At 65.6% G+C, this 24,236-nt stretch carries 23 protein-coding genes; 12 read left to right on the top strand and 11 right to left on the bottom strand.

The annotated features are described in order from the left end of the window. The first annotated feature begins 1 nt into the window (after position 1). Genes leuC through leuB form a run of 3 tightly spaced genes read left to right on the top strand, consistent with a single transcriptional unit; the run spans position 2 to position 3,031 of the window. Entirely contained in the window at positions 2–1,423 is a 1,422-nt protein-coding gene (gene leuC, locus QQW98_RS11350) for a 3-isopropylmalate dehydratase large subunit (protein WP_290135051.1), read from the top strand. Then, positions 1,413–1,991 carry a 3-isopropylmalate dehydratase small subunit gene (gene leuD / locus QQW98_RS11345; protein ID WP_290135050.1) on the top strand — a complete coding sequence of 193 codons (579 nt, stop codon included), beginning with the start codon at positions 1,413–1,415 and terminating at the stop codon, positions 1,989–1,991. Before leuC ends, leuD begins: the two co-directional genes overlap by 11 nt. Further along, positions 1,988–3,031, top strand: coding sequence for a 3-isopropylmalate dehydrogenase (leuB, locus tag QQW98_RS11340; RefSeq protein WP_290135049.1), 1,044 nt, complete (start codon positions 1,988–1,990; stop codon positions 3,029–3,031). The genes leuD and leuB overlap by 4 nt, the downstream gene beginning before the upstream one ends. On the opposite strand, the gene QQW98_RS11335 is transcribed toward leuB, so the two are convergent. Continuing rightward, positions 3,028–3,168: a hypothetical protein gene (locus QQW98_RS11335; RefSeq protein ID WP_290135048.1), complete on the bottom strand. Its 141-nt coding sequence runs from the start codon at positions 3,166–3,168 to the stop codon at positions 3,028–3,030. The genes leuB and QQW98_RS11335 overlap by 4 nt on opposite strands. 51 nt (positions 3,169–3,219) lie before the next feature. Here QQW98_RS11335 and QQW98_RS11330 point away from each other — a divergent pair, with 51 nt between their 5' ends. From QQW98_RS11330 to mazG, 3 genes are all read left to right on the top strand, one after another. Next, positions 3,220–3,513 (top strand): hypothetical protein, encoded by a 294-nt coding sequence (locus tag QQW98_RS11330; RefSeq protein WP_404800807.1) that lies wholly within the window; start codon positions 3,220–3,222, stop codon positions 3,511–3,513. Positions 3,514–3,607: 94 nt separating this feature from the next. Next, positions 3,608–4,579, top strand: coding sequence for a tetratricopeptide repeat protein (locus QQW98_RS11325; protein WP_290135046.1), 972 nt, complete (start codon positions 3,608–3,610; stop codon positions 4,577–4,579). Continuing rightward, a complete protein-coding gene (gene mazG / locus QQW98_RS11320) occupies positions 4,576–5,328 on the top strand; it encodes a nucleoside triphosphate pyrophosphohydrolase (protein WP_290135045.1) in 753 nt (250 codons plus the stop codon). Before QQW98_RS11325 ends, mazG begins: the two co-directional genes overlap by 4 nt. Here mazG and hflX read toward each other — a convergent pair. The 7 genes from hflX to dusB form a co-directional block, all read right to left on the bottom strand. After that, entirely contained in the window at positions 5,325–6,584 is a 1,260-nt protein-coding gene (gene hflX / locus QQW98_RS11315) for a GTPase HflX (protein WP_290135044.1), read from the bottom strand. The genes mazG and hflX overlap by 4 nt on opposite strands. Before the next feature lie 53 nt (positions 6,585–6,637). Further along, a complete protein-coding gene (gene hfq / locus QQW98_RS11310) occupies positions 6,638–7,183 on the bottom strand; it encodes an RNA chaperone Hfq (protein WP_290135043.1) in 546 nt (181 codons plus the stop codon). A gap of 121 nt (positions 7,184–7,304) precedes the next feature. Continuing rightward, positions 7,305–8,684 carry a nitrogen assimilation response regulator NtrX gene (gene ntrX / locus QQW98_RS11305; RefSeq protein ID WP_290135042.1) on the bottom strand — a complete coding sequence of 460 codons (1,380 nt, stop codon included), beginning with the start codon at positions 8,682–8,684 and terminating at the stop codon, positions 7,305–7,307. Positions 8,685–8,707: 23 nt separating this feature from the next. Next, a complete protein-coding gene (locus QQW98_RS11300) occupies positions 8,708–10,930 on the bottom strand; it encodes a sensor histidine kinase (RefSeq protein ID WP_290135041.1) in 2,223 nt (740 codons plus the stop codon). Between the two features lie 83 nt (positions 10,931–11,013). Next, the gene (locus QQW98_RS11295) at positions 11,014–12,411 is read right to left on the bottom strand and encodes a sigma 54-interacting transcriptional regulator (protein WP_290135040.1); all 1,398 of its coding nucleotides are present in this window, start codon (positions 12,409–12,411) and stop codon (positions 11,014–11,016) included. Beyond that, positions 12,411–13,457: a two-component system sensor histidine kinase NtrB gene (locus tag QQW98_RS11290; RefSeq protein ID WP_290135039.1), complete on the bottom strand. Its 1,047-nt coding sequence runs from the start codon at positions 13,455–13,457 to the stop codon at positions 12,411–12,413. The genes QQW98_RS11295 and QQW98_RS11290 overlap by 1 nt, the downstream gene beginning before the upstream one ends. Further along, entirely contained in the window at positions 13,454–14,470 is a 1,017-nt protein-coding gene (gene dusB, locus QQW98_RS11285; RefSeq protein ID WP_290135038.1) for a tRNA dihydrouridine synthase DusB, read from the bottom strand. The genes QQW98_RS11290 and dusB overlap by 4 nt, the downstream gene beginning before the upstream one ends. 91 nt (positions 14,471–14,561) lie before the next feature. Between dusB and QQW98_RS11280 the strand changes: the two genes are divergently transcribed. Genes QQW98_RS11280 through QQW98_RS11270 form a run of 3 tightly spaced genes read left to right on the top strand, consistent with a single transcriptional unit; the run spans position 14,562 to position 16,789 of the window. Continuing rightward, complete coding sequence (locus tag QQW98_RS11280; RefSeq protein ID WP_290135037.1) at positions 14,562–15,767, top strand: bifunctional 2-C-methyl-D-erythritol 4-phosphate cytidylyltransferase/2-C-methyl-D-erythritol 2,4-cyclodiphosphate synthase; 1,206 nt, start codon at positions 14,562–14,564, stop codon at positions 15,765–15,767. 19 nt (positions 15,768–15,786) lie between these two features. Then, positions 15,787–16,281 (top strand): hypothetical protein, encoded by a 495-nt coding sequence (locus QQW98_RS11275; protein WP_290135036.1) that lies wholly within the window; start codon positions 15,787–15,789, stop codon positions 16,279–16,281. A 4-nt stretch (positions 16,282–16,285) separates the two neighbouring features. Further along, positions 16,286–16,789: a CinA family protein gene (locus tag QQW98_RS11270; RefSeq protein ID WP_290135035.1), complete on the top strand. Its 504-nt coding sequence runs from the start codon at positions 16,286–16,288 to the stop codon at positions 16,787–16,789. On the opposite strand, the gene QQW98_RS11265 is transcribed toward QQW98_RS11270, so the two are convergent. Together QQW98_RS11265 and lipA are read right to left on the bottom strand one after the other, a co-directional pair. After that, positions 16,750–17,211 (bottom strand): type II toxin-antitoxin system RatA family toxin, encoded by a 462-nt coding sequence (locus QQW98_RS11265; RefSeq protein ID WP_290135034.1) that lies wholly within the window; start codon positions 17,209–17,211, stop codon positions 16,750–16,752. The two genes, QQW98_RS11270 and QQW98_RS11265, sit on opposite strands and share 40 nt — an antisense overlap. Next, positions 17,211–18,161 carry a lipoyl synthase gene (gene lipA / locus QQW98_RS11260; RefSeq protein WP_290135033.1) on the bottom strand — a complete coding sequence of 317 codons (951 nt, stop codon included), beginning with the start codon at positions 18,159–18,161 and terminating at the stop codon, positions 17,211–17,213. Before lipA ends, QQW98_RS11265 begins: the two co-directional genes overlap by 1 nt. Before the next feature lie 59 nt (positions 18,162–18,220). On the opposite strand from lipA, the gene QQW98_RS11255 reads away from it, so the two are divergent. Then, positions 18,221–18,871 (top strand): carbonic anhydrase, encoded by a 651-nt coding sequence (locus QQW98_RS11255; protein WP_290135032.1) that lies wholly within the window; start codon positions 18,221–18,223, stop codon positions 18,869–18,871. After that, positions 18,871–19,590, top strand: coding sequence for an NYN domain-containing protein (locus tag QQW98_RS11250; RefSeq protein ID WP_290135031.1), 720 nt, complete (start codon positions 18,871–18,873; stop codon positions 19,588–19,590). Before QQW98_RS11255 ends, QQW98_RS11250 begins: the two co-directional genes overlap by 1 nt. Positions 19,591–19,664: 74 nt before the next feature. Here the strand turns inward: QQW98_RS11250 and QQW98_RS11245 are convergent, their stop codons facing one another. Next, a complete protein-coding gene (locus QQW98_RS11245; RefSeq protein WP_290135030.1) occupies positions 19,665–20,960 on the bottom strand; it encodes a hypothetical protein in 1,296 nt (431 codons plus the stop codon). A gap of 304 nt (positions 20,961–21,264) precedes the next feature. Here QQW98_RS11245 and gyrA point away from each other — a divergent pair, with 304 nt between their 5' ends. Continuing rightward, a complete protein-coding gene (gene gyrA / locus QQW98_RS11240; RefSeq protein ID WP_290135029.1) occupies positions 21,265–24,102 on the top strand; it encodes a DNA gyrase subunit A in 2,838 nt (945 codons plus the stop codon). Positions 24,103–24,236 lie beyond the last annotated feature (134 nt).

Below are 24,236 nucleotides of genomic sequence, written 5' to 3'. Positions count from 1 at the left end.
GATGACCGAAGCGAAAACGCTGCTCGACCGCTTGTGGGAGCGCCACGTCGTGGTGCCCGAGAGCGAGGATTGCCCAGCGATCCTCTACATCGACCTGCATCTGGTCCATGAAGTCACAAGCCCGCAGGCCTTTGCCGTGCTCGAAGAGCGCGGGCTGGGAATGCGGCGCCCGGACCTGACGCTCGCCACCATCGACCATTCGGTACCGACCCTGCCCGCGCGGGCGGACGGCACCCTGCCCTATGCCACGCAAGCCGCAGAAAAGCAGGTCGCCCAACTGCAGGCGAATTGCGCGAAGCACGGAATCGACCTGCTCGACCTCGGCGACGAGCGACGCGGGATCGTGCATGTCGTCGGGCCGGAACTGGGGTTGACGCAGCCCGGCAAGACCATCGTCTGCGGGGATAGCCACACCAGCACCCACGGCGCATTCGGCGCGCTCGCATTCGGCATCGGCACGACCGAGGTCGGCCATGTTCTCGCAACCCAGTGCCTGCTGCAGCGCAAGCCAAAATCGATGCGCGTCGTCTTCGAAGGCACGCTCGGCGAAGGCGTGGGCGCCAAGGACATGGCACTCGCCATGATCGCGCAAGTCGGTGCGGACGGCGGCGCCGGTCACGCGATCGAATTTTGCGGCGAGGCCGTGCGCGGCCTGTCGATGGAAGGGCGCATGACGCTGTGCAACATGGCGATCGAGGCCGGTGCACGCGTCGGCATGGTCGCCCCGGACGATACCACCTTCGCCTGGCTCGAAGGCCGCGAGCGCGCTCCCCAGGGCGAGGCTTGGCAAGCGGCCGTCGACGACTGGCGGACCCTGCAGTCCGACGAGGATGCCGTCTTCGACAAGGACGTGACGGTTGATGTCGCCGCGATCCAGCCCATGATCACTTACGGTGTCTCGCCCGATGCGGCGGCCGCCGTTAGCGCCGCCATGCCAAGCCCCGCCAACGCCAACGAACAGGACGCGGCGGACTACATGCGCTTTGCCGCAGGGCAAGACTTTGCCGCTGCGAAGGTCGACCGCGTTTTCATCGGCAGCTGCACCAATTCGCGCCTGTCGGACCTGCGCGAAGCGGCCGAGGTCATGCGTGGTCGCACCGTGGCGAGCGGCGTCACCGCGCTGGTCGTCCCGGGATCGGAAGCCGTGCGCCGCGATGCCGAGGCCGAGGGGCTGCACGAAATTTTCCTCGCCGCCGGGGCTGAATGGCGCGAACCAGGCTGTTCCATGTGCATCGCCATGAACGGCGACCGGGGCGAGCCGGGCGAGCTGGTGGTCAGCACGTCCAACCGCAATTTCGTCGGCCGACAGGGCAAGGACGTGCGCACCGTTCTGGCCGGCCCCGCGACCGCTGCGGCCTCCGCAATCGCCGGGCATATCGCCGATCCGCGGGCCTATCTGAAGGAGGCGCGCAATGCAGCCTGAGCCCTTCACGACGCTGACCGCCAAGACGCTCGTCGTGCGGCAGGAGAATGTCGATACCGACCAGATCATCCCCGCGCGGTTCCTCACCACGACTTCGCGAGACGGGCTGGGAAAGGCGGCGTTCTACGACTGGCGCTACACAGCCGACGGTTCGGCCAAGAACACCTCGCCCTTCCCGGTCGGCGGCGCGGGCGAGCGGCAAGTCCTGGTCGCGGGCCGCAATTTCGGCTGCGGATCGAGCCGCGAACACGCGCCGTGGGCGCTGCTCGACTACGGTTTTCGCGCCGTCATCAGTTCCGACCTAGCCGACATTTTCACCAGCAATGCGTTGAAAAACGGGCTGCTGCCGGTCCAGGTGCCGTCCGACGTACACGAATGGCTGCTTGCCAACCCGGGCGCCGAGGTCGCGCTCGATCTCGAGGCAAGATGGCTGCGCTTGCCCGAGGGGCGGAAAGTGGCCTTCCATACCGAAGCCTTCGCGCGGCATTGCCTGCTGAACGGCGTCGATCCGCTCGGCCACTTGCTGGCGCACGATGCCGAGATCGCGGCATACGAGGCGGCGGCGTGAGCGCGAAGATCGTCCTGTTGCCCGGCGACGGGATTGGGCCAGAAGTCACTGCGGCAGTGGAAGCGGTGCTCGCGGCAACGGCCACCAGGCACGACCTGCAGATCGAAACCGAAGCGCACGACTTCGGCGGCATCGCCATCGACAAGAACGGCACCCCCCTGCCCGATGCCACGCTGGAAGCATGCATGGCTGCCGATGCCATTTTCCTCGGCGCTGTTGGCGGGCCGAGCTGGGAAGGCGGCGATGTGCGTCCCGAACAGGGCCTGCTGGGCTTACGCAAGGCGCTCGGCGTATTCGCAAACCTGCGACCCATCTCGCTGTTCGAGGGCATGGAGCATCTCTCACCCCTGCGCCCGGAGCGTGCCGCCGGCACCGACATGCTCATCGTGCGCGAGCTCACCGGCGGGCTCTATTTCGGGGACAAGACGGAGGGCACTGAAACCGCATCCGACCAGTGCGCCTACAGCCGCGAGGAGGTGGAGCGCGTCGCCCGCATCGCCTTCGACGCGGCCCGCCAGCGGCGCGGGCGGGTAACGTCGGTCGACAAGGCCAATGTCCTCGCCAGCAGCCGCTTGTGGCGCGCCGTGGTGGTGGATGTGGCGAAGGACTATCCCGACATCGCGCTCGACCACGTGCTTGTCGACGCCATGGCGATGAAGCTGATCGAACGCCCTGCTCAGTTCGATGTCGTGCTCACTGAAAACCTGTTCGGCGATATATTGTCCGACGAGGCGTCGGTAATTTCGGGCTCGATCGGCCTCGCCCCTTCCGCTTCGATCGGGTCGGGCCATGGCGGCCTTTACGAGCCGATCCACGGCTCCGCCCCCGACATTGCGGGCCAGGGCAAAGCGAACCCGGTCGGCGCAATCCTGTCACTCGCAATGCTGCTGCGCCATGCGCTGGCCGAGGAAGATGCCGCGCGGACTGTCGAGGAAGCCGTGCGCGGGGCCTTGGGTGCGGGCGTGGGCACAGCCGACCTCGGCGGCACTGCGACCACCCAGACCGTTACCGACGCCGTTTGCGAGCGGATCGCCGTCTAGTCGGCGCCCTCGGCGCAAGCGTCGGACGTGACCGGCACACCTTGCGCCTTGCGCCGGACATCCCAGACGATCGCCTTCAGCACGGAAATCGCCATCAGGCTGACCACGAAGCTGAACGGCAACGCGCCGATGATCATCGTCGTCGAGATCGCGTCGATTCCGCGCCGCCGTTCCAGGGAAACTTGCGCGTGAGGTACGAGTTCGACGTCAGCAACGACCTGACCGGCTTCGTCCAGCCACAGGTTTTCTATTCGGCATCGAAGTTCACCGACATCATCACGATCAACCGGATCGAACTCGATTCCTACACGATCGTGGATCTGTCGGCGGGCGTCCAGACGGCGGATTACCGCATCGAGGTGTTCGGTTCGAACCTGTTCGACGAGCGTGCCGAAGTCGCCGGCAACTACATCAACGACCGCGAGCGGATCACCACGAACCGCCCGCTTACCGTCGGTGTGCGCATCGGTTACGATTACTGATCGCGCCTGAACTGCGAACTGCAGCGGCGGGCGGGCGAAGGCCTTGCCCGCCGCTTCGCTTTTCCGCTCCGGCAAATTCTGGCAGGGCCACGCCATGAACACCACGCTTGCGACAGACGACCGTGCAGCATTGTTGAAGGGCGCGCAGTCCGCCCTCCGGTCCGGCGATTTTGCCGGCGGCGCCCGGCTTGCCGACACGATCCTGGCTGGCGATGCGGAAGACGGCGAAGCCTTGTACATAGCTGCAGTTGCGCGGCGATATCTCGCGGATCTTCCGGCTGCTTCGGCGCTGCTTGCGCGGCTACACGCTGCCATGCCGGAATATGGCCGCGCGTGGCAGGAAGAAGGTCATCTCGCCCGCACGCAGGGTGACGATGCGCGTGCGCTGGCCGCGTTCGAGCGGGCGACACGGTTCAACCCGGCACTGGTGGCAAGCTGGAAAGCGCAAGCCGAGCTTGCCGCTGCAGCGGATCGTTCTGCTCTAGCGGAGGCGTCGGCGGCACAGGCGCGGCGGATCGAGGCGCTCCCCGCTGAATTGGTGGCTGTCACCAACCACCTGCATGAAGGCCGGCTACTGCGAGCCGAAGAGATCTGCCGGCATCACCAGCGCCGGCATCCCCGCAACGTCGAAGGCATGCGCCTGCTTGCCGCCATCGCGGCCAAGTTCGGGGTGCTCGACGATGCGGAATTCCTGCTTGAAACCGCCATCCAACTCGATCCGCAAAACGTCCAGCTTAGGCTCGACGCGATCCAGGTGCTGCGCCAACGCCAGAAATACGCCGAAGCGCGCGAGCAGGCCGAATGGCTCCATCGCCGCAATCCCGCCGACCCGTTGTTCCAGAGCCACCTGGCCATCGAAAGCATGCAGACCGGCGATTTCGACCGGGCATTCGAACAGGCGTGCATCGATTTTCACAAGACCGACCGCGCGGTGCGAACTGCCAGCAGCGAGCAGGTGCGCCAGCCCATCAATCGCAAGGGGCAGGATGCGTGGAAACCCTATGAAGCGTGGCTGGTAGAGCTGAAGGCCGCCCTCGGTCCCCATGCGCCGGAAGGCTCCGAATGACGAAACAGATCGACCGCCTGCTCGCAATCATGGCCCGCCTCCGCGATCCGGAGCGGGGATGCGAATGGGACCTCGCGCAGGATTTCTCCACCATCGCGCCCTATACGATCGAGGAAGCCTACGAGGTCGCCGACGCCATCGAGCGCGCGGATTACGGCGAACTGCGCGGCGAGCTGGGCGACCTGCTGCTGCAAGTCGTGTTCCACGCGCGCATGGCGGAAGAAGCTGGGTTGTTCGCGTTCGAGGATGTGGCCCGGGCGATCGGCGACAAGATGGAAGCGCGCCATCCGCACATCTTCGGCGACGCCGGCGGGACCATGACCGAAGGCCGGTGGGAGGAGATGAAAGCCGCCGAACGCGCCGACAAGGGCGAGCGGAGCGCGATGGACGGTGTCGCCCGCGCGCTTCCCGCCTTGTTGCGTGCCGAAAAACTCCAGAAGCGCGCGGCACGCGACGGATTCGACTGGCCCGACCGCGAAGGCCCTGCCGCCAAGGTGGCGGAGGAAATCGCGGAACTGCGCGAGGCCCCGGCGGAAAAGCAGGAGGAGGAAGCGGGCGACCTGTTGTTCGCCGCGGTCAATCTGGTGCGCGCCTACGGCATTTCACCCGAACAGGCGCTGCGCAAGGCGAATGACAAGTTCGAGCGGCGCTATCGCGGTATGGAGGCAAAGGCCGAGACGTTTCCGGCGCTATCGCTGGAGGAGCAGGAAGCGCTCTGGCAGGCCGTGAAAGCGGGCGAAGCGCCCTAAAGTGCAGCGAAGCGGCCGGCTTCCTTGGGAGTCAGGCGCACTTCGACCCGCCGGTCGAGCCCGCCTTCGCCCGCGGCCTCGTCGGCCAGCACCTCGCCGTGCTGATGCAGCCAGGCGATCTTCTGCCCCTCGCCCGCATCGAGCACGAATTCGTACGTTTTCGCATTTGCGGTGAGCAATTCGCTGACCCGCTCCAGCAGGGCCTCGACATTCTCCCCGGTGGCGGCGGAAATGGCGACCACATCGTCGGCAGCGGCGGCCTGCGACTGCAAGTCCTCCAGCGCCTCGCCTTCGACGAGGTCGACCTTGTTCCACACCTCGATCAGGGGGATTTCGCTAGTCCCGTCTTCGCCGTCGATCACGTCGAGGTCGGTCAGCACTTCGAGCACGCGTCGCTTCTGCACCGCATTGTCCGGGTTGGCCATGTCGCGCACGTGGCAGATGACGTCGGCCGCGGTCACTTCTTCGAGCGTGGCACGGAACGCCGCGACCAGCTGTGTCGGGAGGTCCGAGATGAAGCCCACCGTGTCTGAAAGGATCGCCTTTTCGACGCCCGGCAACCGGATTGCGCGCATTGTCGGGTCGAGCGTTGCGAACAGCAGGTCCTCCGCCATCACGTCCGCGCCGGTCAGGCGATTGAACAGCGTGGACTTGCCGGCGTTGGTATAGCCGACCAGCGCCACCACCGGCCAAGGGGCGCGCCCGCGCCGCTCGCGGTGGAGCGTGCGGGTCTTGCGAACCTGCTCCAGTTCCTTGCGCAGCCGACCCATGCGGGTGCGGATCATCCGGCGGTCGGCCTCGATCTGGGTTTCGCCCGGACCGCCGAGGAAGCCGTAACCGCCGCGCTGGCGCTCGAGGTGAGTCCAGCTGCGTACGAGGCGGCTTTGCTGGTAATCGAGATGAGCCAGTTCGACCTGCAGGCGGCCTTCCGCCGTCGCCGCACGCTCGCCGAAAATTTCGAGGATCAGCCCGGTCCGGTCGATCACCTTGCGCTTCAGCCGGTCTTCGAGATTGCGCTGCTGGATGGGGCTGAGCGCGCCGTCCACCACGACCAGTTCCGCCTCCCCCTGCTCGCTGGCGATGGCGATATTCTCGACCTGGCCCGAGCCGAACAGCGTGTTCGGCCGCACCTCGCGGACCGGCAGTATGAAGGCGTCGGCAATGACCAGCCCGATAGCGAGCGCAAGGCCCTTCGCTTCTTCCAGCCGCGCGTCGGGGTCATCGTCGCGGCGTTCGCTGCGGATGTCCGGGCACACGACAAGGGCCCGCGCCCCGCGGGTGACTTCCTCGGCACTGTCTTCCAGGAAACTCAGGCGTCGTCCTCTTCGTCGTTCAGGTCGAGCGTTTCGGCAGGCTGCACCGTGCTGACGGCGTGCTTGTAGGCAAGCTGGACGTAGCCGTCACGCTCCAGCAGCATGCAGAACAGGTCGAATTCGGCAATCTCTCCCTGCAGCATCACGCCGTTGACCAGGAACATCGTCACCTGCACCTGCGTGTCACGGCATTTGGCGAGGAAAATGTCCTGCAATTGCCTGGACTTGCGCCCGCCATCGTTGCCGGTGAAATGGTCGACGTCCAGCTCCTGCCCCGGCATGATGGTGGAAATGGCGTGCTTGTAAACGAGCTGGCTTTGCCCGTCGCGGCGCAGCAGGATCGAGAAATTGTCGAACCAGGTTACGATGCCCTGCAACTTCACGCCTTTCACCAGGAACATGGTCACCGGTATCTTGTTGCGGCGCAGGTAGTTGAGGAAGACGTCCTGAAGGTTCTGCGGGCGCTGCGACGCTCCGCCTTGATCGGTCGCTGCTGGTTCCGGCTTGGATCGGGGACGTGCAGAGAGGGTTCCGTCGGCCATTTAGCATGACTCCTGTTCTTGGTGCGGGGGCACATGCAGGCTTGGCGCATGGGCGCTATCCTGCCTGAAATGCTTCACGAAGGCGGGCGGTTCCGAACCAATCGGCCCGGGCGCCGGCGACCTATTCCTTGCCGTCAGGACGATCCGCCATGCCGAGCAGCTTGAGCTTGCGGTGGAGCGCGGAGCGTTCCATCCCGATGAATCCCGCCGTGCGCGAGATATTGCCCGAAAAGCGGCGGATCTGGATGCGCAGATATTGCCGTTCGAAGCTTTCCCGAGCCTCGCGCAGCGGCACACCCATCAGCGGCGCAATCCCGTCGTCCCCGTCGGACGATGCGCCGGAGATTTCGGCCGGCAGCATGTCGGGCTGGATGATGCCCAGCTTGTCGCGCGGGGTGAGGATGATCGTGCGTTCGACCACGTTGCGCAGCTGGCGCACGTTGCCGGGCCAGTCGTAGGCCTGCAGCGCCGCCATCGCTTCGGGGCCGACTTCCGGCTGCGGAAGGCCCTGTTCGGCGGCGTAGCGGGCAAAGAAATGGGTGACAAGGGCGGGAATATCCTCGCGCCGTTCGGCCAGGCTGGGGATTTCCACCGGCACCACGGCGAGGCGGTAGAACAGGTCTTCGCGGAAGCGCTTGGCGGCGATTTCCTCTTCCAGGTTGCGCGCGGTGGAGGATACGACGCGCACGTCCACACCGATCTGCCGCGATCCGCCGACGCGCACGAAGCTCTGTTCGGTCAGCACGCGCAGGATGCGGGCCTGCGTGTTTTCCGGCATGTCCGCGACCTCGTCGAAATAGAGTGTGCCCCCGTCGGCGTTTTCCAGCAAACCTGGCCGCACCAGCTTGCCGTCCTGCTCTTCCCCGAACAATTCGTGTTCGAACAGTTCGGGCGTGATGCGGGCGGAACTGACGGTGACAAAGGCCTGGTCGGCGCGCGGGCTCCATGAATGCAGGAGGCGCGCGGCCACTTCCTTGCCGGCGCCCGCGGGCCCGGTGATAAGGACGCGGCTCCCGGTGCTGGCGACCCGCTTCAGCGTGGCGCGCACCGCGTTGATGGCACTGGAATTGCCGGTGTATTCCTCCGACGAGGCGAAGCCTTCGCGCAGCCGGGCATTCTCGCGACGCAGCCGCTCGGTCTCCGTCGCCCGGTCGACGAGGTGGAGCAGGCGTTCTGCCTCGAACGGCTTTTCGATGAAGTCCATCGCCCCGCGGGAAATGGCCGACACCGCCGTGTCGATGTTGCCGTGGCCGGAAAAGATGATGACCGGCAGGTCCGGCTCGCGCGCCTTGATCGCATCGAGCACTTCCAGCCCGTCCATCTGGCTGCCGTGCAGCCACACGTCGAGCAAGACCAGGCTGGGCCGCCGCTCGTCCATCATTGCGAGCGCGCTGGTGCTGTCGCCCGCGGTGCGGCATTCGTAGCCCTCGTCGCTAAGGACACCGGCCACGAGTTCGCGGATATCCTGTTCGTCATCGACCACTAGGATGTCGAGCGCCATTCAGACTTCACCTTTCCTTGAATTCATTCCGCCGCCTCCGCGGTGCGCAGCTGCGATGCGGGATCGCGCGCGAAGCTCAGCGTTACGCGCGTGCCCCCGTCCGCAACTTCCGCCAGCTGCATCTCGCCGCCGTGTTCCTCGACGATCTTCTTGACGATTGCGAGGCCGAGGCCGGTGCCCTTCTCCCGGGTCGTGACATAGGGTTCGACCACCGCCGCGCCTTCCTTGGGCAGGCCGGGGCCGTTGTCGCTCACCGACACGCTGACGTGGTCCTCGGTCGAAGACAGCTCCACGGCAATGCGGCCGCGATAGTCCGGTTCGGCAGTGCGACTGCGCGCCTCGACCGCCTCGACCGCGTTCTTGAGAACGTTGGTAAGCGCCTGGCCCACCTGGTGCCGGTCGCAGGCGAGCAGCAGCGCGTCGCTAGCGGTGGCGAGGCCGAAATCGACTTCGGGATGTGCGACTTCCTGCAGGAACAGCGCCTGGCGGACGAGGTCGACCGCATCCTCGCTGCGGAAGACGGGCTTGGGCAGCCGGGCGAAGCTGGAGAATTCGTCGACCATCTTGCGCAAGGTCGCGACCTGGCGGACGATCGTGCCGGTCAGTTCGTCGAACAGCTCCACATCGGTTTCGATCTGCTTCCCGTAACGGCGGCGCAGACGCTCCGTGGCGAGCTGGATCGGGGTGAGCGGGTTCTTGATCTCGTGCGCGATCCGCCGCGCTACGTCCGACCATGCCGCCTGCCGCTGGTCGAGCAGCTGGCGGGTAATGTCCTCGAAAGTGATCACATGGCCTTCGCGGTCGCTGGCGAGCGTCACGGCGAGGGTCTTAAGCTCTCCGTCCTTAGAATATTGCACGAGGCCATTGTGCAAATTCGCTTCGCGCAGGGCCTCGATCTGCGGCGCCAGGTCGGCGAGGCTAGCACCCACCGGCGTCGGCCCCTGCTTGTCGAGCAACAGCTTTTGCGCAGACCCGTTCATCAGCTGCACAGTGCCCGCATTGTCGACCGACAGCACACCCGCGCTGACCGATTCCAGCACCGCCTCGATGAAAGCGCGGCGCTCGTCGAGCTGGGTGTTGGCGCCGACCAGCTGGGCCGTCTGGCGCTCGATCTGTTCGGTCATGCGGTTGAAAGCGCGGTTGAGCAGGCCGATTTCGTCTGCCCCGCGCCGCCCTTCGACGCGCAGGGCGTAATTGCCTGCTCCGACGCTGCGCGCTGCGGATACGAGGTCGGTCAGCGGCGTCACCTGCCGGTTGGCAAAACGCAGCGCGAACCAGATGGCGATCCCTACCAGCGCAAGGCTGACGAAGAACAGCGCGATGTTGAAGCGCAGCTGCAAGGTCCGCGCCTGTCCCGCCAGTTCGTCGTAGGCTTCGACGACGTTCTGAGCGTTGTTGTACTGGCTAAGCGCGAGAATGTCCGACGTGCGGCCGGCATAGAGGAACAGGCCCAGCTCCAGGTCGATCGCAGTGACCGCCTCGATACCCGTATCGGTGGTGTCGGTGACTACGGTTTCGCCGCCCAGCAGCCGCTCGAAAGTGGGGCCGGAAATGCGCTGCCTCTCGTCCTCGTCCGGATCGACGATGGCGACAATGCGCGACATCCCGTCTTCGCCCAGCTGGATGATCGCGCTTTCGCTCAATCCGCGGTTGAGGACCTGAAAGGAATAGCCCTCCTGGAATTCGGGCGAGGCGATGGAATATTGTGCGAGGTAGGAACGCAGGTCGTCCGCCATCGTGACGGTCTGGTTGGAGATATCGCGCTGGTTCTGGTCGTAATAGCCGCGCGCCAGCTGGTTGGCGTTCTCCACCAACCCGCGCGAGCGGTCGGAGAACCAGAATTCGACGCCGGACTGGAACAGGAAACTGGCGAAAACCACGACCAGCAAGGTTGGCACGGCGGCAACCATCGAGAAGAAAAACACCAGCCGCGTATGCAATCGCCCGCCGCTGCCCTTCTGCCGCCGGATCGCCGCCCGCCGACCGAGCAACACGAGCAGCGCGAGTGCCGGGATCAGCGTGCCGACGAGCAAGGTCGCGGCCTGTGCCGAGGGGAGCAACTCGGCTTCCGGCGCGCGGGACACGGCGACATAGCTGGCCCAGGCCATGACGATCAGCCCGGCGAGCGCCGCGATTTCGAGGAGGAGGAACAGGTTCGCCTTGCGCGATGCCACGACCGCGCGGCGCCACCAGCGCGGCGTGCGCTTGACCGGCCGGGAGCCGCTCGGGTGCGAGGTGGCGTCCATCGTTGCGGCGTTACAACAACACTGTTGCATTTTTGCAAGGGTTAATGGGGGGCTATCCCTCGGATTCGGCGCAATCTCCGGCCTCAGGCAAAGCGGTCGGCATCGATGCCGAGGTCGACGATCCGCTTGCGCAGCGTGTTACGGTTGATGCCGAGCAGCTTGGCTGCCTGCAGCTGGTTGCCGTTGGTGCTGCGCAAGGCATGCTCGAACAGCGGCACTTCGAAAGCCGCCAGCGCGCGGTGATAGAGCGCGCCTTCGGGCGGTCCCTCCCGCTCCAGCCACGCGCCGATCGCCGCAGCAAAGCTTGCCTCGCCTGTGCCGGCAGTGCCGCCGGCTTTCGGCGCACCGACGATGGGGCGCAGCGTGGCGACCTCGATCTCCTCCTCGCGGGCCAACAAGGCCGCGCGCAGCATCGTGTTGCGCAGTTCGCGCACGTTGCCGGGCCAATCGTGCGCGCTGAGCAGCTTCGCCCCGTCGGGCGAAAGCCTCCGGACAGGCAGGCCTTCGTCCGGTGCCTGCGCAAGGAAGTGGCGTGCGAGTTCGGGGATGTCTTCGCGCCGCTCCCGCAAGGGCGGCAGCACAATGGGCAGCACGTTGAGGCGGTAGAACAGATCCTCGCGGAACGTGCCCGCGCCGATCATGGGGGCAAGGTCGCGGTTGGTCGCAGCGATGATGCGGACGTCGACGGAAATCTCCTGCGCCCCGCCCACGCGCCTGATGCGGCCCGATTGCAGCGCACGTAGCAGGCGGGTCTGCGCCTTCATCGGCATGTCGCCGATCTCGTCGAGGAACAGCGTCCCGCCGCTCGCCTGTTCGAACTTGCCGAGCTGGCGCGCCACGGCGCCGGTGAAAGCGCCTTTCTCGTGCCCGAATAGCTCGCTTTCGATCAATTCCGCCGGGATCGCTGCCATGTTGAGCGCAACGAAGGGCCCCGTGCGGCGATGGCCAAGCTCGTGAATCGCCTCGGCGACCAGCTCCTTGCCGGTCCCGCTCTCGCCGGTGACCAGCACGGTGAGGTCGTTGTCGAGCAGCCGGGTGATCAGCCGGTAGACGTCCTGCATCGCCGCACTGCGCCCGATCAGCGGCAGCTCCTGCACCGGTCCCGTGGCCGCTTCGGTTCGCCCGCTTGCCGTGGCCGCCAGCCGCGCGGCGCGGGTAAGCTCGTCAATGTCGAAGGGTTTGGGGAAATATTCGAAAGCGTTGGTCTCGCTGGCGCGCACGGCGGTGTCGAGCGTGTTCTGCGCGCTCATCACGATCACCGGCAGGTCGGGATGGCGTTCGCGCACCGCGCCCAGCGTGCCGATCCCGTCGCCATCCCCCAGCATGATGTCGGTCACCATCACGTCGAAGCTGCCGTCCGCCAGTGCCCGGTCGCGCGCCGCCACGCTGTCGCAGGCGGTCACAGTGAAGCCCTCCCCCACCAGCGCGCTTTCGACGACGGTGGCGATGCCATTGTCGTCTTCCACCAGCAGTGCCCGCATCAGCCGTCCTTTCCGGCGAGCGGCAGGTTGATGACGAAATCCGTCCGCCCTGCCGCCTCGTTTCTCTCGTGATAGATGCGCCCGCCCATGTCGCGCACGAGTTTCTTGACAAGGGCTAGGCCCAGCCCCTCCCCGTCCGCCTTGCTGGAAACGAAGGGGTCGAACACGTGATCGGCGATGGCCGGGTCGATGCCGGAGCCGTTGTCGCACACCCGCACCTCCACGGGCAGGCGCAGCGGCCGCCCCAGCCGCAAGGCGCGCACGGTCATGCCGCTGACGAAGCGGGTACGGATGGTGACGGTGGGCTCCGGCGTCTCGCGCAGGGCGTCGCGGGCGTTGGCGAGAAGATTGAGTACCACCTGCACCAGACTGTCCGCGTGGATCATCACCGGCGGGATGGAGGGATCGTATTCCTCCACCAGTGCGATACCCGGTGCGGTCGCCGTAAAGGTCTCGCGCGCCCGGTAGATCGGTTCGTGCACGTTGCAGGGCGCAAGCTCCAGCGCCCGCTCGCTGCCAAGCGACTGCATGCGGTCGACCAGGCCGGCGATGCGATCCACTTCGGACGCGATAAGCGTGGTCAGTTTCGCTTCGCTTTCACCGAGCTTCTTGCCGAGCAGCTGCGCGGCGCCGCGAATGGCGGCGAGCGGGTTCTTGATCTCGTGCGCGAGGATGGCCGGGGCGCGGCCGGAATCCTCGAAACTGCCATCATCCTTCCGTGCATCGGACAGGGTGACGACCCGCCAGCCGGAATGCGAGGCGACCGGAGAGACGGTGAGATTGATTAGTTGCCGCCGCTCCGACAGCTGCACGCCGACGCGCCGCGCGGTCAGCTGGGTGTCGGAGGCGACGAGGCGCTGGCGGATGGCCTCGTCGGACAGCTGCAGCACCTCGTCCAGCGGGCGGCCCGCCAGCCGTTCGCGGCTCTTGCCCAGCATAACCTCCGCCGCAGGGTTCGCCTCCGCAATCGCGCCCGAAGGATCGACCAGCAACAGCGCGAAGATCAGCCCCGAAAGCTGCTCGGCCGGCGCGGGCCCCACGGTCATGCCGCGCGGCGGTGGAGGAAGGGGGTGTAGAAGCGCTCGATCTCGTCCAGCACGACGGCCGGATCGTCGATAAAGTTGGCCTTGTTGCGGAAGTCCGCGGAGCCGTGCATGCCCTTGGTGTACCAGCCGAGGTGCTTGCGGGCGATCTTCACGCCCACATTGGCCCCGTAATGGTCCAGCATCTCGCGATAATGTTCGATCAGCGTTTCGTATTGCTCGTCGAAACTGGGGGTTTCGAGGATCTGCCCGGTCTTCCACCAGTGCATCACCTGGCCCAGGAGCCACGGCTTGCCATAGGCGCCGCGGCCGATCATCAGCCCGTCGGCGCCCGATTGCTCCAGCGCGGTCGCCGCGTCATTGATGGTGCAGATGTCGCCGTTGACGATTACTGGGATCGATACCGCTTCCTTCACCTTCCGGATGAATGACCAGTCGGCGCTGCCCTTGTACATCTGGTTGCGGGTGCGACCGTGGACCGTGATCATCTTGACGCCCAGGTCTTCTGCAATCCGGGCGAGTTCGGGCGCGTTCAGGCTGGCGTGGTCCCAGCCCATACGCATCTTGACCGTGACCGGAACATCCACCGCCTTGACCGTCGCTTCCATCAGCCTGGTGGCCAGCGGGACTTCGCGCATCAGGGCGCTACCGGCGAGCTGGCCCACGACCTTGCGGACCGGGCAGCCGAAATTGATGTCGATGATGGCCGCGCCGTTGCCTTCCTGCAGCTTGGCGGCTTCTGCCATGCTGGCGGGATCGCAGCCGACCAGCTGCATCGACACCGGATCCTCGATCGGCGCCCATTCCGCCTTTTGCACCGACTGGCGCGTTTCGCGGATGGCGGCTTCGCTCGCGATCATCTCGGTGACGTTGAGCCCGCTGCCATAGCGGCGCACGAGCGCACGGAACGGCCGGTCGGTAACGCCTGTCATAGGCGCGAGCACCACGGGCGTGTCGATCGTGACCGGGCCGACCTGAATGGGCTTCAGCGGCGGAGGGGCGGGAATTTCGCTCATCGTGTTAACTGCTTAAAAATCAGGCAGCGCCATAGTGCATTGCAGCAAATGCAGCAAGGCGGTAGGTGCTGCGCTGATGACGGGGGGATCCATGCCATTGCCGCCCTTTGCGGCCATCATTGTCGCTGCCGGCTCGGGCTCGCGCGCAGGACAGGCGCTGCCGAAGCAGTTTGCGGACTATCGCGGCAAGCCGCTGGTCGTCCATTCCGCCGAAGCGCTGGTCGATGCCGGGGCCAACCCGATCGTGATCGCCATTCCCAGGGGCGCGGAATTGCAGGCGATGACGGCGCTCGGCGATTTCCCGCAAATCCGCTTCGTGACCGGCGGCGCGACGCGCCAGCAGTCGGTCTACAACGCGCTGGAGGAGCTCGCCGAGTTCGAGCCTTCGCTGGTGCTGATCCACGATGCCGCCCGCCCAGATCTGCCGCGCGACGTGATCGAGCGGCTGCTCAATGGCCTGCGCCAACATCACGGCGCTATTCCCGTGCTGGAGGTCGTCGATACGCTGCTTCAGGCCGATGGCGACCTGATGGGCGAGACCGCGCCGCGCGGCACGATGCGGCGGGTGCAGACGCCGCAAGCGTTTCACTTCGGCTCCATCCTCGGCGCCCACCGCGGCTGGCCGGGCGAACCCGTGGCGACCGACGATGCGCAGGTGCTGCGCGAATCCGGGGGCGACGTGGTACTCGTCGCCGGCGACGAGCGGCTGAAGAAAGTCACGTTCGCGGAAGATTTTGCCGAAGCGCGGGTGACACAGCCCTCACCGGCCCCCGCACCTGCACCTGCTTCGGCACCTGTCCGGCGCGCGGCGGAGCAGCCACCAGTCCGCTTTGGCACCGGCTACGACGTCCACCGGCTGGAACGGGGTGAGAGCCTCGTCCTGTGCGGCGTGGAGCTGGATCACACCCACGGACTGGCCGGCCACAGCGACGCCGACGTCGGAATCCATGCCATCGTCGACGCACTGCTCGGCGCCATTGCGGCGGGCGATATCGGCGACCATTTCCCGCCCAGCGACCCGAAATGGGCCGGCGCATCGTCTGACCGATTCCTCGCCCACGCCTGCGACCTCGTCGGCAATGCGGGGTACAGGATTGCGAATATAGACGTCACCCTTGTCTGCGAGGCACCGAAGATCGGGCCGCACCGCCAGGCGATGCGGGAACGCCTCGCGGCGATTTGCGACCTCGATCTCGATGCCGTCAGCGTCAAGGCAACCACGTCCGAAGGATTGGGCTTCACCGGCCGCGGCGAAGGGATCGCCGCACAGGCCAGCGCCGCCGTGGTCCTCGGCTGATCAACAAGGGTTCAAGCACATGAAGACACTTGCAATCGCACTAGCCGCCTTTGCCGGCCTCGCCGCAACTCCCGTGCAGGCGCAGGACAAGGAGCTGACGGGCGAACAGGTCAGCGCAATGATCCGCTTCGCCATGCCGACGCTGCTGGACACGACCTACACCAAGTGCGGAAACCGCTTCGCCGCCGACGGTTACATGCGCAGCAACCGCACGGCGCTGACGGCCAAGTTCACCGCCGGGTCGCAGGCGTACTGGCCGGCCGCCAAGAGCGGGCTGGAAAGCTTCGCCGGAGACGATGCGGGCCTGTTCGGCGCGATGCCGGACGACGCGCTCCAGCCCTTCGTGCTCGCCATGATCGGCCAGATGGTCGCGAAAGAGATCAAGCCCGAAAATTGCGGTACGATCGAGAACATCATGCGCGAACTCGATCCGATGCCGGCGGACAATGTCGCGCGGCTGATCGGCACGATCTACCAGGCTGCCAGCAACGGCAAGGCACCGCGCCGCGGCTGATCCGATGGCTGACGACACGCTGCTGCCCGAAGACATCGTCGCGCTGGCCCGGCGCGTCGTGGAGGAGAATGCGGCTGCCGGCCGCACGGTCGCGCTGGCCGAAAGCTGCACCGGCGGCCTCGTCGCGGCGGCACTGACGGAAATCGCTGGCTCCTCCGCCGTGCTCGACCGCTCCTTCGTGACCTATTCGAACGAGGCCAAGATCGCCGAGCTCGATGTCAGCTCCGACATTATCGAGGCATTCGGCGCGGTGAGCATCGCTTGCGTCTGGGCGATGGCCAAGGGCGCCCTCGCGGCGAGCGAGGCAGACGTCGCCGTGGCGATCAGCGGGATTGCGGGACCGGGCGGCGGGACGGAAGAAAAGCCGGTCGGCACCGTCGTCTTCGCCAAGGCGGAGCGGGATGCCGAAGGCGACCCGATGGCCGAGCGCAAGCAGTTCGGCGATACCAGCCGCAGCGAGGTGCGCCGTCAGGCGACGCTTTGTGCGCTGGAGCTGCTGCTGCCGTAAAGCTGGTCCGCGCGCGTTTCGAAGGCGCCCACCAGCTTGCGGAAGGCCCGGTCGAAATACTGGCCCGCCAGCCGTTCGAACACGGGGTTGCGGAAGGCGAAGTCCACGCAGAAGTCGATTTCGCACTCGCCCGGCCCGATGTCGCGGAAATCCCAGCGATTATCGAGATCGCGCAAAGGCCCATCGATATAGTGGACGCGCAGCCATTTCGGCCGGTCCTTTTCCACCCGGCTGGTGAACTTCTCGCGGATCGCCTTGAAGCCCACGACCATGTCGGCGACCATATCGGTCTCGCTGTCGGAGCGCACGCGGGTGGCGATCACCCACGGCAGGAATTCGGGATAGCGTTTCACGTCCGCCACGAGGTCGAACATCTGCTGCGCGCTGTAAGGCAGCCTGCGGGTCTCGCGAATGCCGGGCATCAGCGGTTTACGCGAGCCAGCTTGTCCTCGCGCGCCTGCTTCATTTTCGCAAAGTCGTCGCCCGCGTGGTAGCTCGAGCGAGTGAGCGGGCTGGAGGCGACCTGCAGGAAACCCTTGGCCCGCGCGATCGCACCGTAGGCATCGAACTGCTTGGGCGTGACGAAATCCTCCACCTTCGCGTGGCGCGGCGTGGGCTGGAGGTACTGGCCCATGGTGATGAAATCGATATCCGCGCTGCGCATGTCGTCCATCACCTGGTGCACTTCCAGCCGCTGCTCGCCCAGGCCCAGCATGATGCCGGACTTGGTGAAGATCATCGGATCGTGGCTCTTCACCTCTTCCAGCAGCCGGAGCGAGGCGTAGTAGCGCGCGCCGGGGCGGATGGTGGGATAAAGCCGCGGCACGGTCTCCAGGTTGTGGTTGTAGACATCCGGCCCCGCCTCGCAGATCGCTTCCACCGCCGCGCGCATCTTGCCGCGGAAGTCGGGCGTCAGGATTTCGATAGTGGTGTCCGGCGTCTCGCGCCGCAGCGCCTTGATCACCTTCACGAACTGGCCCGCGCCGCCATCGGGCAGGTCGTCGCGGTCCACGCTGGTGATGACGATGTGGTTCAGCCCCATCTGCGCCGCCGCGATCGCGGTATTCTCCGGCTCCATCGGGTCGACGATGCGCGGCATGCCGGTCTTGACGTTGCAGAAGGCGCAGGCGCGGGTGCAGACGTCGCCCAGGATCATCACTGTGGCGTGCTTCTTGGTCCAGCATTCGCCGATGTTGGGGCACGCCGCCTCTTCGCACACGGTATTCAGGCTGAGATCACGCATCAGCTTGCGCGTCTCGTGATAGCCCTTGCTGACCGGAGCCTTCACGCGGATCCAGTCGGGCTTGCGCTGCCGCACGGGACGCTCTTCGGGGCGCTTTTCGGGCTGGGGGGCGGAGGCCAGGTCGTTCATGGGGGCCCATGTAGTTTGCCCACTTGCAAGTGGCAATGGCGCGGGGCAAGGCAGCGGCCATGACCACGACAAACGCGATGGACGAGCTTGTCGCCGGGTACCGGCGCTTCCACGAAACGGGCTATGCCGCAGAGCATGAGCGGTGGGCCTCCCTGAAAGAAGGCCAGTCGCCGCGCACGATGGTGATCTCGTGCTCGGACAGCCGGGTCGATCCGGCGCAGATTTTCGACGTATCGCCGGGCGAGCTGTTCGTGGTCCGCAACGTGGCCGCCCTCGCCCCGCCGTACGAAACCAGCCCCGGCCAGCACGGTGTGTCCGCCGCGCTCGAATTCGCCGTGCAGTTCCTGAAAGTGGAGCAGGTCGTGGTGATGGGACACGGCATGTGCGGCGGCTGCCAGGCGGCGCTGACCCGCGACCTGCACGGCAACGCGCTGGGCGAAGGCGGGTTCGTCGCCAACTGGGTCCACATGCTCGACGATGCGCGCGATCCGATCGCCGAGCAAATGGGCACCACCGGGCGCGACGCCGAACGGGCGATGGAGCTTGCCGCAGTCAAGGTCAGCATCGCGAACCTGCGCACCTTCCCTTATGTGAAGGAGAAGGAGGCCGCAGGCGAACTGGCCGTGCGCGGCGCCTATTTCGCCATCACCGACGGCATCCTCTACCTGCTCGACGAAGACAGCGGCGAATTCCGGCCGGCGGCCGACTGATGGCTGAACAGACCCTCAAGAACATCGCTCTGCTGATCGACGCGGACAACACCACGCCGCAGGGCATCGACCCGGTCCTCACGGTCATGGCGGAGCTGGGGCAGGTCAACATCCGCCGCGCCTATGGCAATTTCGCCAAGGACAATCTTTCCCGCTGGGACAAGATCACCAACAAGTTCGGCATCCGCCCGCAGCAACAATTCGACGTGTCGAAGGGAAAAAACGCCACCGACATGGCGATGACCATCGACGCCATCGACCTGCTTTACCAGGGCAAGGTCGACGGCTTCGGCCTAATGACCAGCGACAGCGATTTCACCCCGCTCGTCACCCGGCTGCGGCAGGATGGCATCGTCGTCTATGGCTTTGGCGAGAAAAAGACGCCGGACGCGTTCAAGTCGGTCTGCACGCGCTTCATCGATATCAACCAGCTGATCGCCAACAATGCGGATGACAAGCCGAACGGCAAGGCCCCGCGCAACAAGCCGACCGACGACGACGACCTGATGGAGCTGATCGGGGCCGCGTACAAGGAGGCGAAGAAGGACCAGAACGGCTTCGCCAAGCTGCAGGCGGTGGGCCAGATCGCCGGCAATCGCTCCAGCTTCGACGTGCGCAACTACGGCTACAAGAGTCTGTCCGAACTCTTCGGCAGCCTCGACAATTTCGTGGTCGACCGGGACGACAGCAATCAGGTCCTGATAAAGCGGCTGCGTTAGGCGACCCACGCAAAAGAAAACGGCGCGGCGTCCCTGTGGATGCCGCGCCGCTTCTGTTCTGGTGGATGTTGTCGTTAGGAAGCGTTGGCCGCGTAGGCCGCCCAGACGTCGGCGACAGCCTTGCGAGCGCCTTCGACCTTGGCGAACACTTCGGACGCTTCGGCATACTTGCCTTGGTCCACCAGCGCGATGCCGAGACGGATCATGGCAACTTCGGTGTTCACGCCCGGCTTGGTGAGGGCGGCACGGTACATTTCTTCCGCTTCCGCCGCCATGCCGTAGCCGAGGTAGCCGTCACCGGTACCGATCGCGAGGGCGGCGTTGCCGCCCGCACGCACGTCCGCTGCCGCTTCGGCCAGCGTACCGCGGTCTTCATCGACACGCGCGGCCGCTTCGCTGCGCCAGGTCGCGAAGGCCTGGTCACTACGCTCGATAATGCCCTTCTCGTAGCCGCGATCGATGATCGCCACGACTTCGCCCGGGCGGCGCATGGGATTGGCTGCTTCGATATGCTCGGCAAGGTCGAAGCTCTGCTTGTAGGTGTTGGTGCGATACATCAGGCGCAGGATATCGAGCATGCCGTCGGTATCGAGGTCCGCGAATTCGCGCACGATGACGATCGCATCGCCGTAGTTCGTGTCGTTCGGGTAATCGCGAGCGAGCGCGCTGGAATAGGCGAGAGCCTTCGCGGCATTCTCTTCCTCGTAAGCGACGGTCATGCCGCGCTTGTAGAGCAGGTCCGCCGGCAGCGTGCCGGCTGCACGGGCAGCGGCGATCTGCGCGTCGAGCGCGCTGAACCCGCCGGCGCTGTCACCGGCCGAGAAATAGGTCTCGGCGATCATCACCGGGATGCTCTCTTCAGTCGAGCCGAGGTCGATCGACTGCTGGAAGTACTTGCGCGCGTTGCCATAGTCCTTGGCGTCCATTGCGTTCTGGCCCAGCACGCCTGCGATTTCCGCTGCGGTCGACTGTTCCAGCTGGCCGCTTTCGAGCATCGAGGTCAGGCCTTCGTTCTCGAGCGCGGCGTTGCCGCTGTCCTTGCCGATATTATAGGCGAACTGGCCATAATACAGGCGGTCCTGCGCGTTCTTGACCTTGCCCTTGGCGGTCTGCAGCGCGGAGGTGGCGGTACGCAGAATCTGCGCCTTGCCTGCTTCGTCGGCATTCGCATAGCCGGGGTTTTCCTGCGCGGCCTTGTAAGCTTCCTGCACGGCCACGATTTCCTTTTGGAAATCATTCGACATCTGTTCCTGCACCATGGCAGCGGATGCCGGCGCGGACACGGCGAGGCCGGCGCCGCCCATGGCAAGGGCGAGGCCCAGTGCACCATGCGAAACCATGCGCGAACGGCGTTTGAACAAGCGGGTCATTATGATTTTCTCCTCAAAATCCTCGGACGCAAATGACGGCGCATCCGTGCCGGGCATCTTTGCCTTTGCAGGCGCTGTAGTGGCCTGAATCGTTCGTTCGATCAACGTTTACAGGTCTAGCAAAGTTCCGCTGAACGGGGTTTGAATGGTGCACTGCAACAAATCCTTCATGCGCGCCGCAAATCGGGCTTGCAGGTGTGGAAAACACGCCGATATGGGCCATTCGCCCCGCCCCTTGGCTGGCATGGCGCCCCCCCCTCCCCTACAACCCTTGCCACAGCAAAAATCAAGGATGTGAGCGCGCGTGAGCGACACCACGGAAACTCCCCAACTGCCCGCTAGCCCCGAAGGCGATTTCGGCCGGATCGACATCGTCGAGGAAATGAAGACGAGCTACCTCGATTACGCGATGAGCGTGATCGTCAGCCGCGCGCTGCCCGATGTGCGCGACGGGCTGAAGCCGGTCCACCGGCGCATCCTCTTCGCCAGCCAGGAAAGCGGGTTCGTCGCCGGGCGCCCCTATCGCAAGAGCGCCAAGATCGTCGGCGACGTGATGGGTAACTACCACCCGCACGGCGACAGCGCGATCTACGACGCGCTGGCCCGCATGACGCAGGACTGGTCGCTCCGGGTGCCGCTGGTCGATGGCCAGGGCAACTTCGGCAGCATGGACCCCGATCCGCCGGCATCGATGCGCTACACCGAAGCGCGGCTGGCCAAGGTCGCCAACTCGCTGCTCGACGACCTTGACAAGGACACGGTCGATTTCGCGGAGAACTACGACGGTTCGCGCGAGGAACCGACCGTACTTCCGGCCCGCTTCCCCAACCTGCTGGTCAACGGCGCGGGCGGCATCGCGGTCGGGATGGCGACCAACATCCCGCCGCACAACCTGGGCGAAGTGATCGACGGCTGCCTCGCCTTCATCGAAGACCCGGGCATGACGGCGGAAGACCTGTTCCGGATCATCCCCGGTCCCGACTTCCCCACCGCGCCGCTGATCCTCGGCCAGTCGGGCGCGAAGGCCGCGTATACCACCGGGCGCGGCAGCATCCTGATGCGCTGCCGCCACGAGATCGAGACCAAGCGCGGCGACCGCCAGAGCATCGTGCTGACATCCATCCCCTTCCAGGTGGGCAAGTCCAACCTGGTCGAGAAGATCGCCGAGGCAGCCAAGGAAAAGCGGATCGAGGGCATCTCCGACATCCGCGACGAATCGAGCCGCGAAGGCGTACGCGTGGTCGTGGACCTGAAGCGCGATGCGACGCCCGAAGTCGTGCTCAACCAGATCTGGCGCCACACGCCCGCACAATCCAGCTTCCCCGCCAACATGCTCGCCATTCGCGGCGGGCGACCGGAAGTGCTGGACCTGCGCGACATCATCCAGGCCTTCATCGCCTTCCGCGAGCAGGTCATCACACGGCGCACGAAGTTCGAACTGAACAAGGCGCGCGACCGGGCGCATATCCTGCTCGGCCTCGTGGTCGCCGTGTCCAACCTCGACGAGGTGGTCGCGATCATTCGCGGTGCTTCCAACCCGGCGGATGCCCGCGCCAAGCTGCTGGCGCGCGAATGGCCGATCGGCGAGATTGCGCAATACCTCCAGCTGGTCGAAGCCATCGAGGCGAGCGATTTCGATTCCACCGGCGTATACAAGCTGTCGGAACGGCAGGTGAAGGCCATCCTCGACCTGCGCCTGCACCGCCTGACCGCGCTCGGCCGCGACGAGATCGGCGACGAGCTGAAGGAACTCGCGCACCAGATCGAATACTATCTCGGCATCCTCGCCGACCGGCAGAAGCTCTACGGCGTGATGAAGGACGAACTGCGCGAGATCCGCGACCAGTACGCCACGCCGCGCATTTCCGAAATCGCGCCTGCATGGGACGGGCTGGACGACGAGGACCTGATCGAGCGCGAGGAGATGGTCGTGACCGTCACTCACGGCGGCTATATCAAGCGCACCGCGCTTTCCACGTTCCGCGCCCAGGCCCGCGGCGGCAAGGGCCGCGCCGGCATGGCAACGAAGGACGAGGATGCGGTTGTCGAACTCTTCGTCACCAGCACGCACAATCCGGTGTTGTTCTTCACCAACACCGGCCGCGTCTACCGCATGAAGGTCTACAAGCTGCCCGAAGGCGGCCCGCAGACCAAGGGCCGGCCGATGGTGAACCTGTTGCCGCTGGGCGAGGACGAGCGCGTGACCAACGTGCTCGCCCTGCCGGAAGACGAGAGCGAGTGGGAAAAGCTCAACATCGTCTTCGCCACCGAACAGGGCATGGTGCGCCGCAACTCCATGGATGCCTTCACCAACGTGCCGACGGCGGGCAAGTATGCGATGGGCTTCGTCGAAGGATCGGGCGACAGGCTGATCGGCGTCGAGCTGCTGAGCGAAGACCAGGAAATCTTCCTCGCCAGCGATGCCGGCAAGGCGATCCGCTTCGCCGCCACCGACGCGCGCGAAACCAAGAGCCGCACCGGCATCGGCGTGCGCGGCATGGCGTTGAAAGGCGATGCCAAGGTCGTCTCCATGGCGGTGCTGGATTCGGGCGAACCCGATACCGAGATCCGCGACCGCTACCTGCGCGCCGCGGCGTGGAAGAACAACGGCGCAGAAAGCGATCTCGATGCCGAACGCGTGGCCGACATGGCCGAGGCGGAGGAGTTCATCCTGACGCTGACCGCCAACGGCTATGGCAAGATCAGCTCGGCTTACGAATACCGCACCATCGGGCGCGGCGGGCAAGGCCTCACCAACATCGGCACGCCGGGCGACGAAAGCCGCAACGGGCCGGTGGTGGCGAGCTTCCCGGTGAAGCACGGGTCACAGCTGATGCTGGTGACCGACCAGGCCAAGCTGATCCGCCTGCCGATCGATTTCCGGCACCTGATCCCCGGCGGATTCGAGGATCACAAGGGCTTTAGCGTCTATGGGCGCGGCTCCTCCGGTGTCCGGGTCTTCGACGTCTCCAAGGGCGAACAGATCGTGGGCGCAGCGCTGATCGACGAAACCGCCGAGCCTGAAAACGAGGCGGAGGAAGCGGTCGCGGCGGAAATCGAGGAGCAGAAGGAAAAGGTCACGCAGCCTTACACGACGCCCCATTCCGACGACGATATTGCGGGCGAGCCCGACAGCGACTGACGCGTTTTCCTACAAGGCGAGGGCGCGGTAAACTCCGTGCCGCTCTTTCGCATTGTTGGATTGTGCCGGCATATTGGATTCCGGAAGGTGACAGGCCGAATGGTTCTGCGCGCGTAAAACCAGCGGTTACGCAT

The sequence above is a fragment of the Alteriqipengyuania flavescens genome, assembly GCF_030406725.1.
Classification (GTDB): domain Bacteria; phylum Pseudomonadota; class Alphaproteobacteria; order Sphingomonadales; family Sphingomonadaceae; genus Alteriqipengyuania_B; species Alteriqipengyuania_B flavescens.
This window is presented reverse-complemented; position numbering and strand designations above follow the sequence as displayed.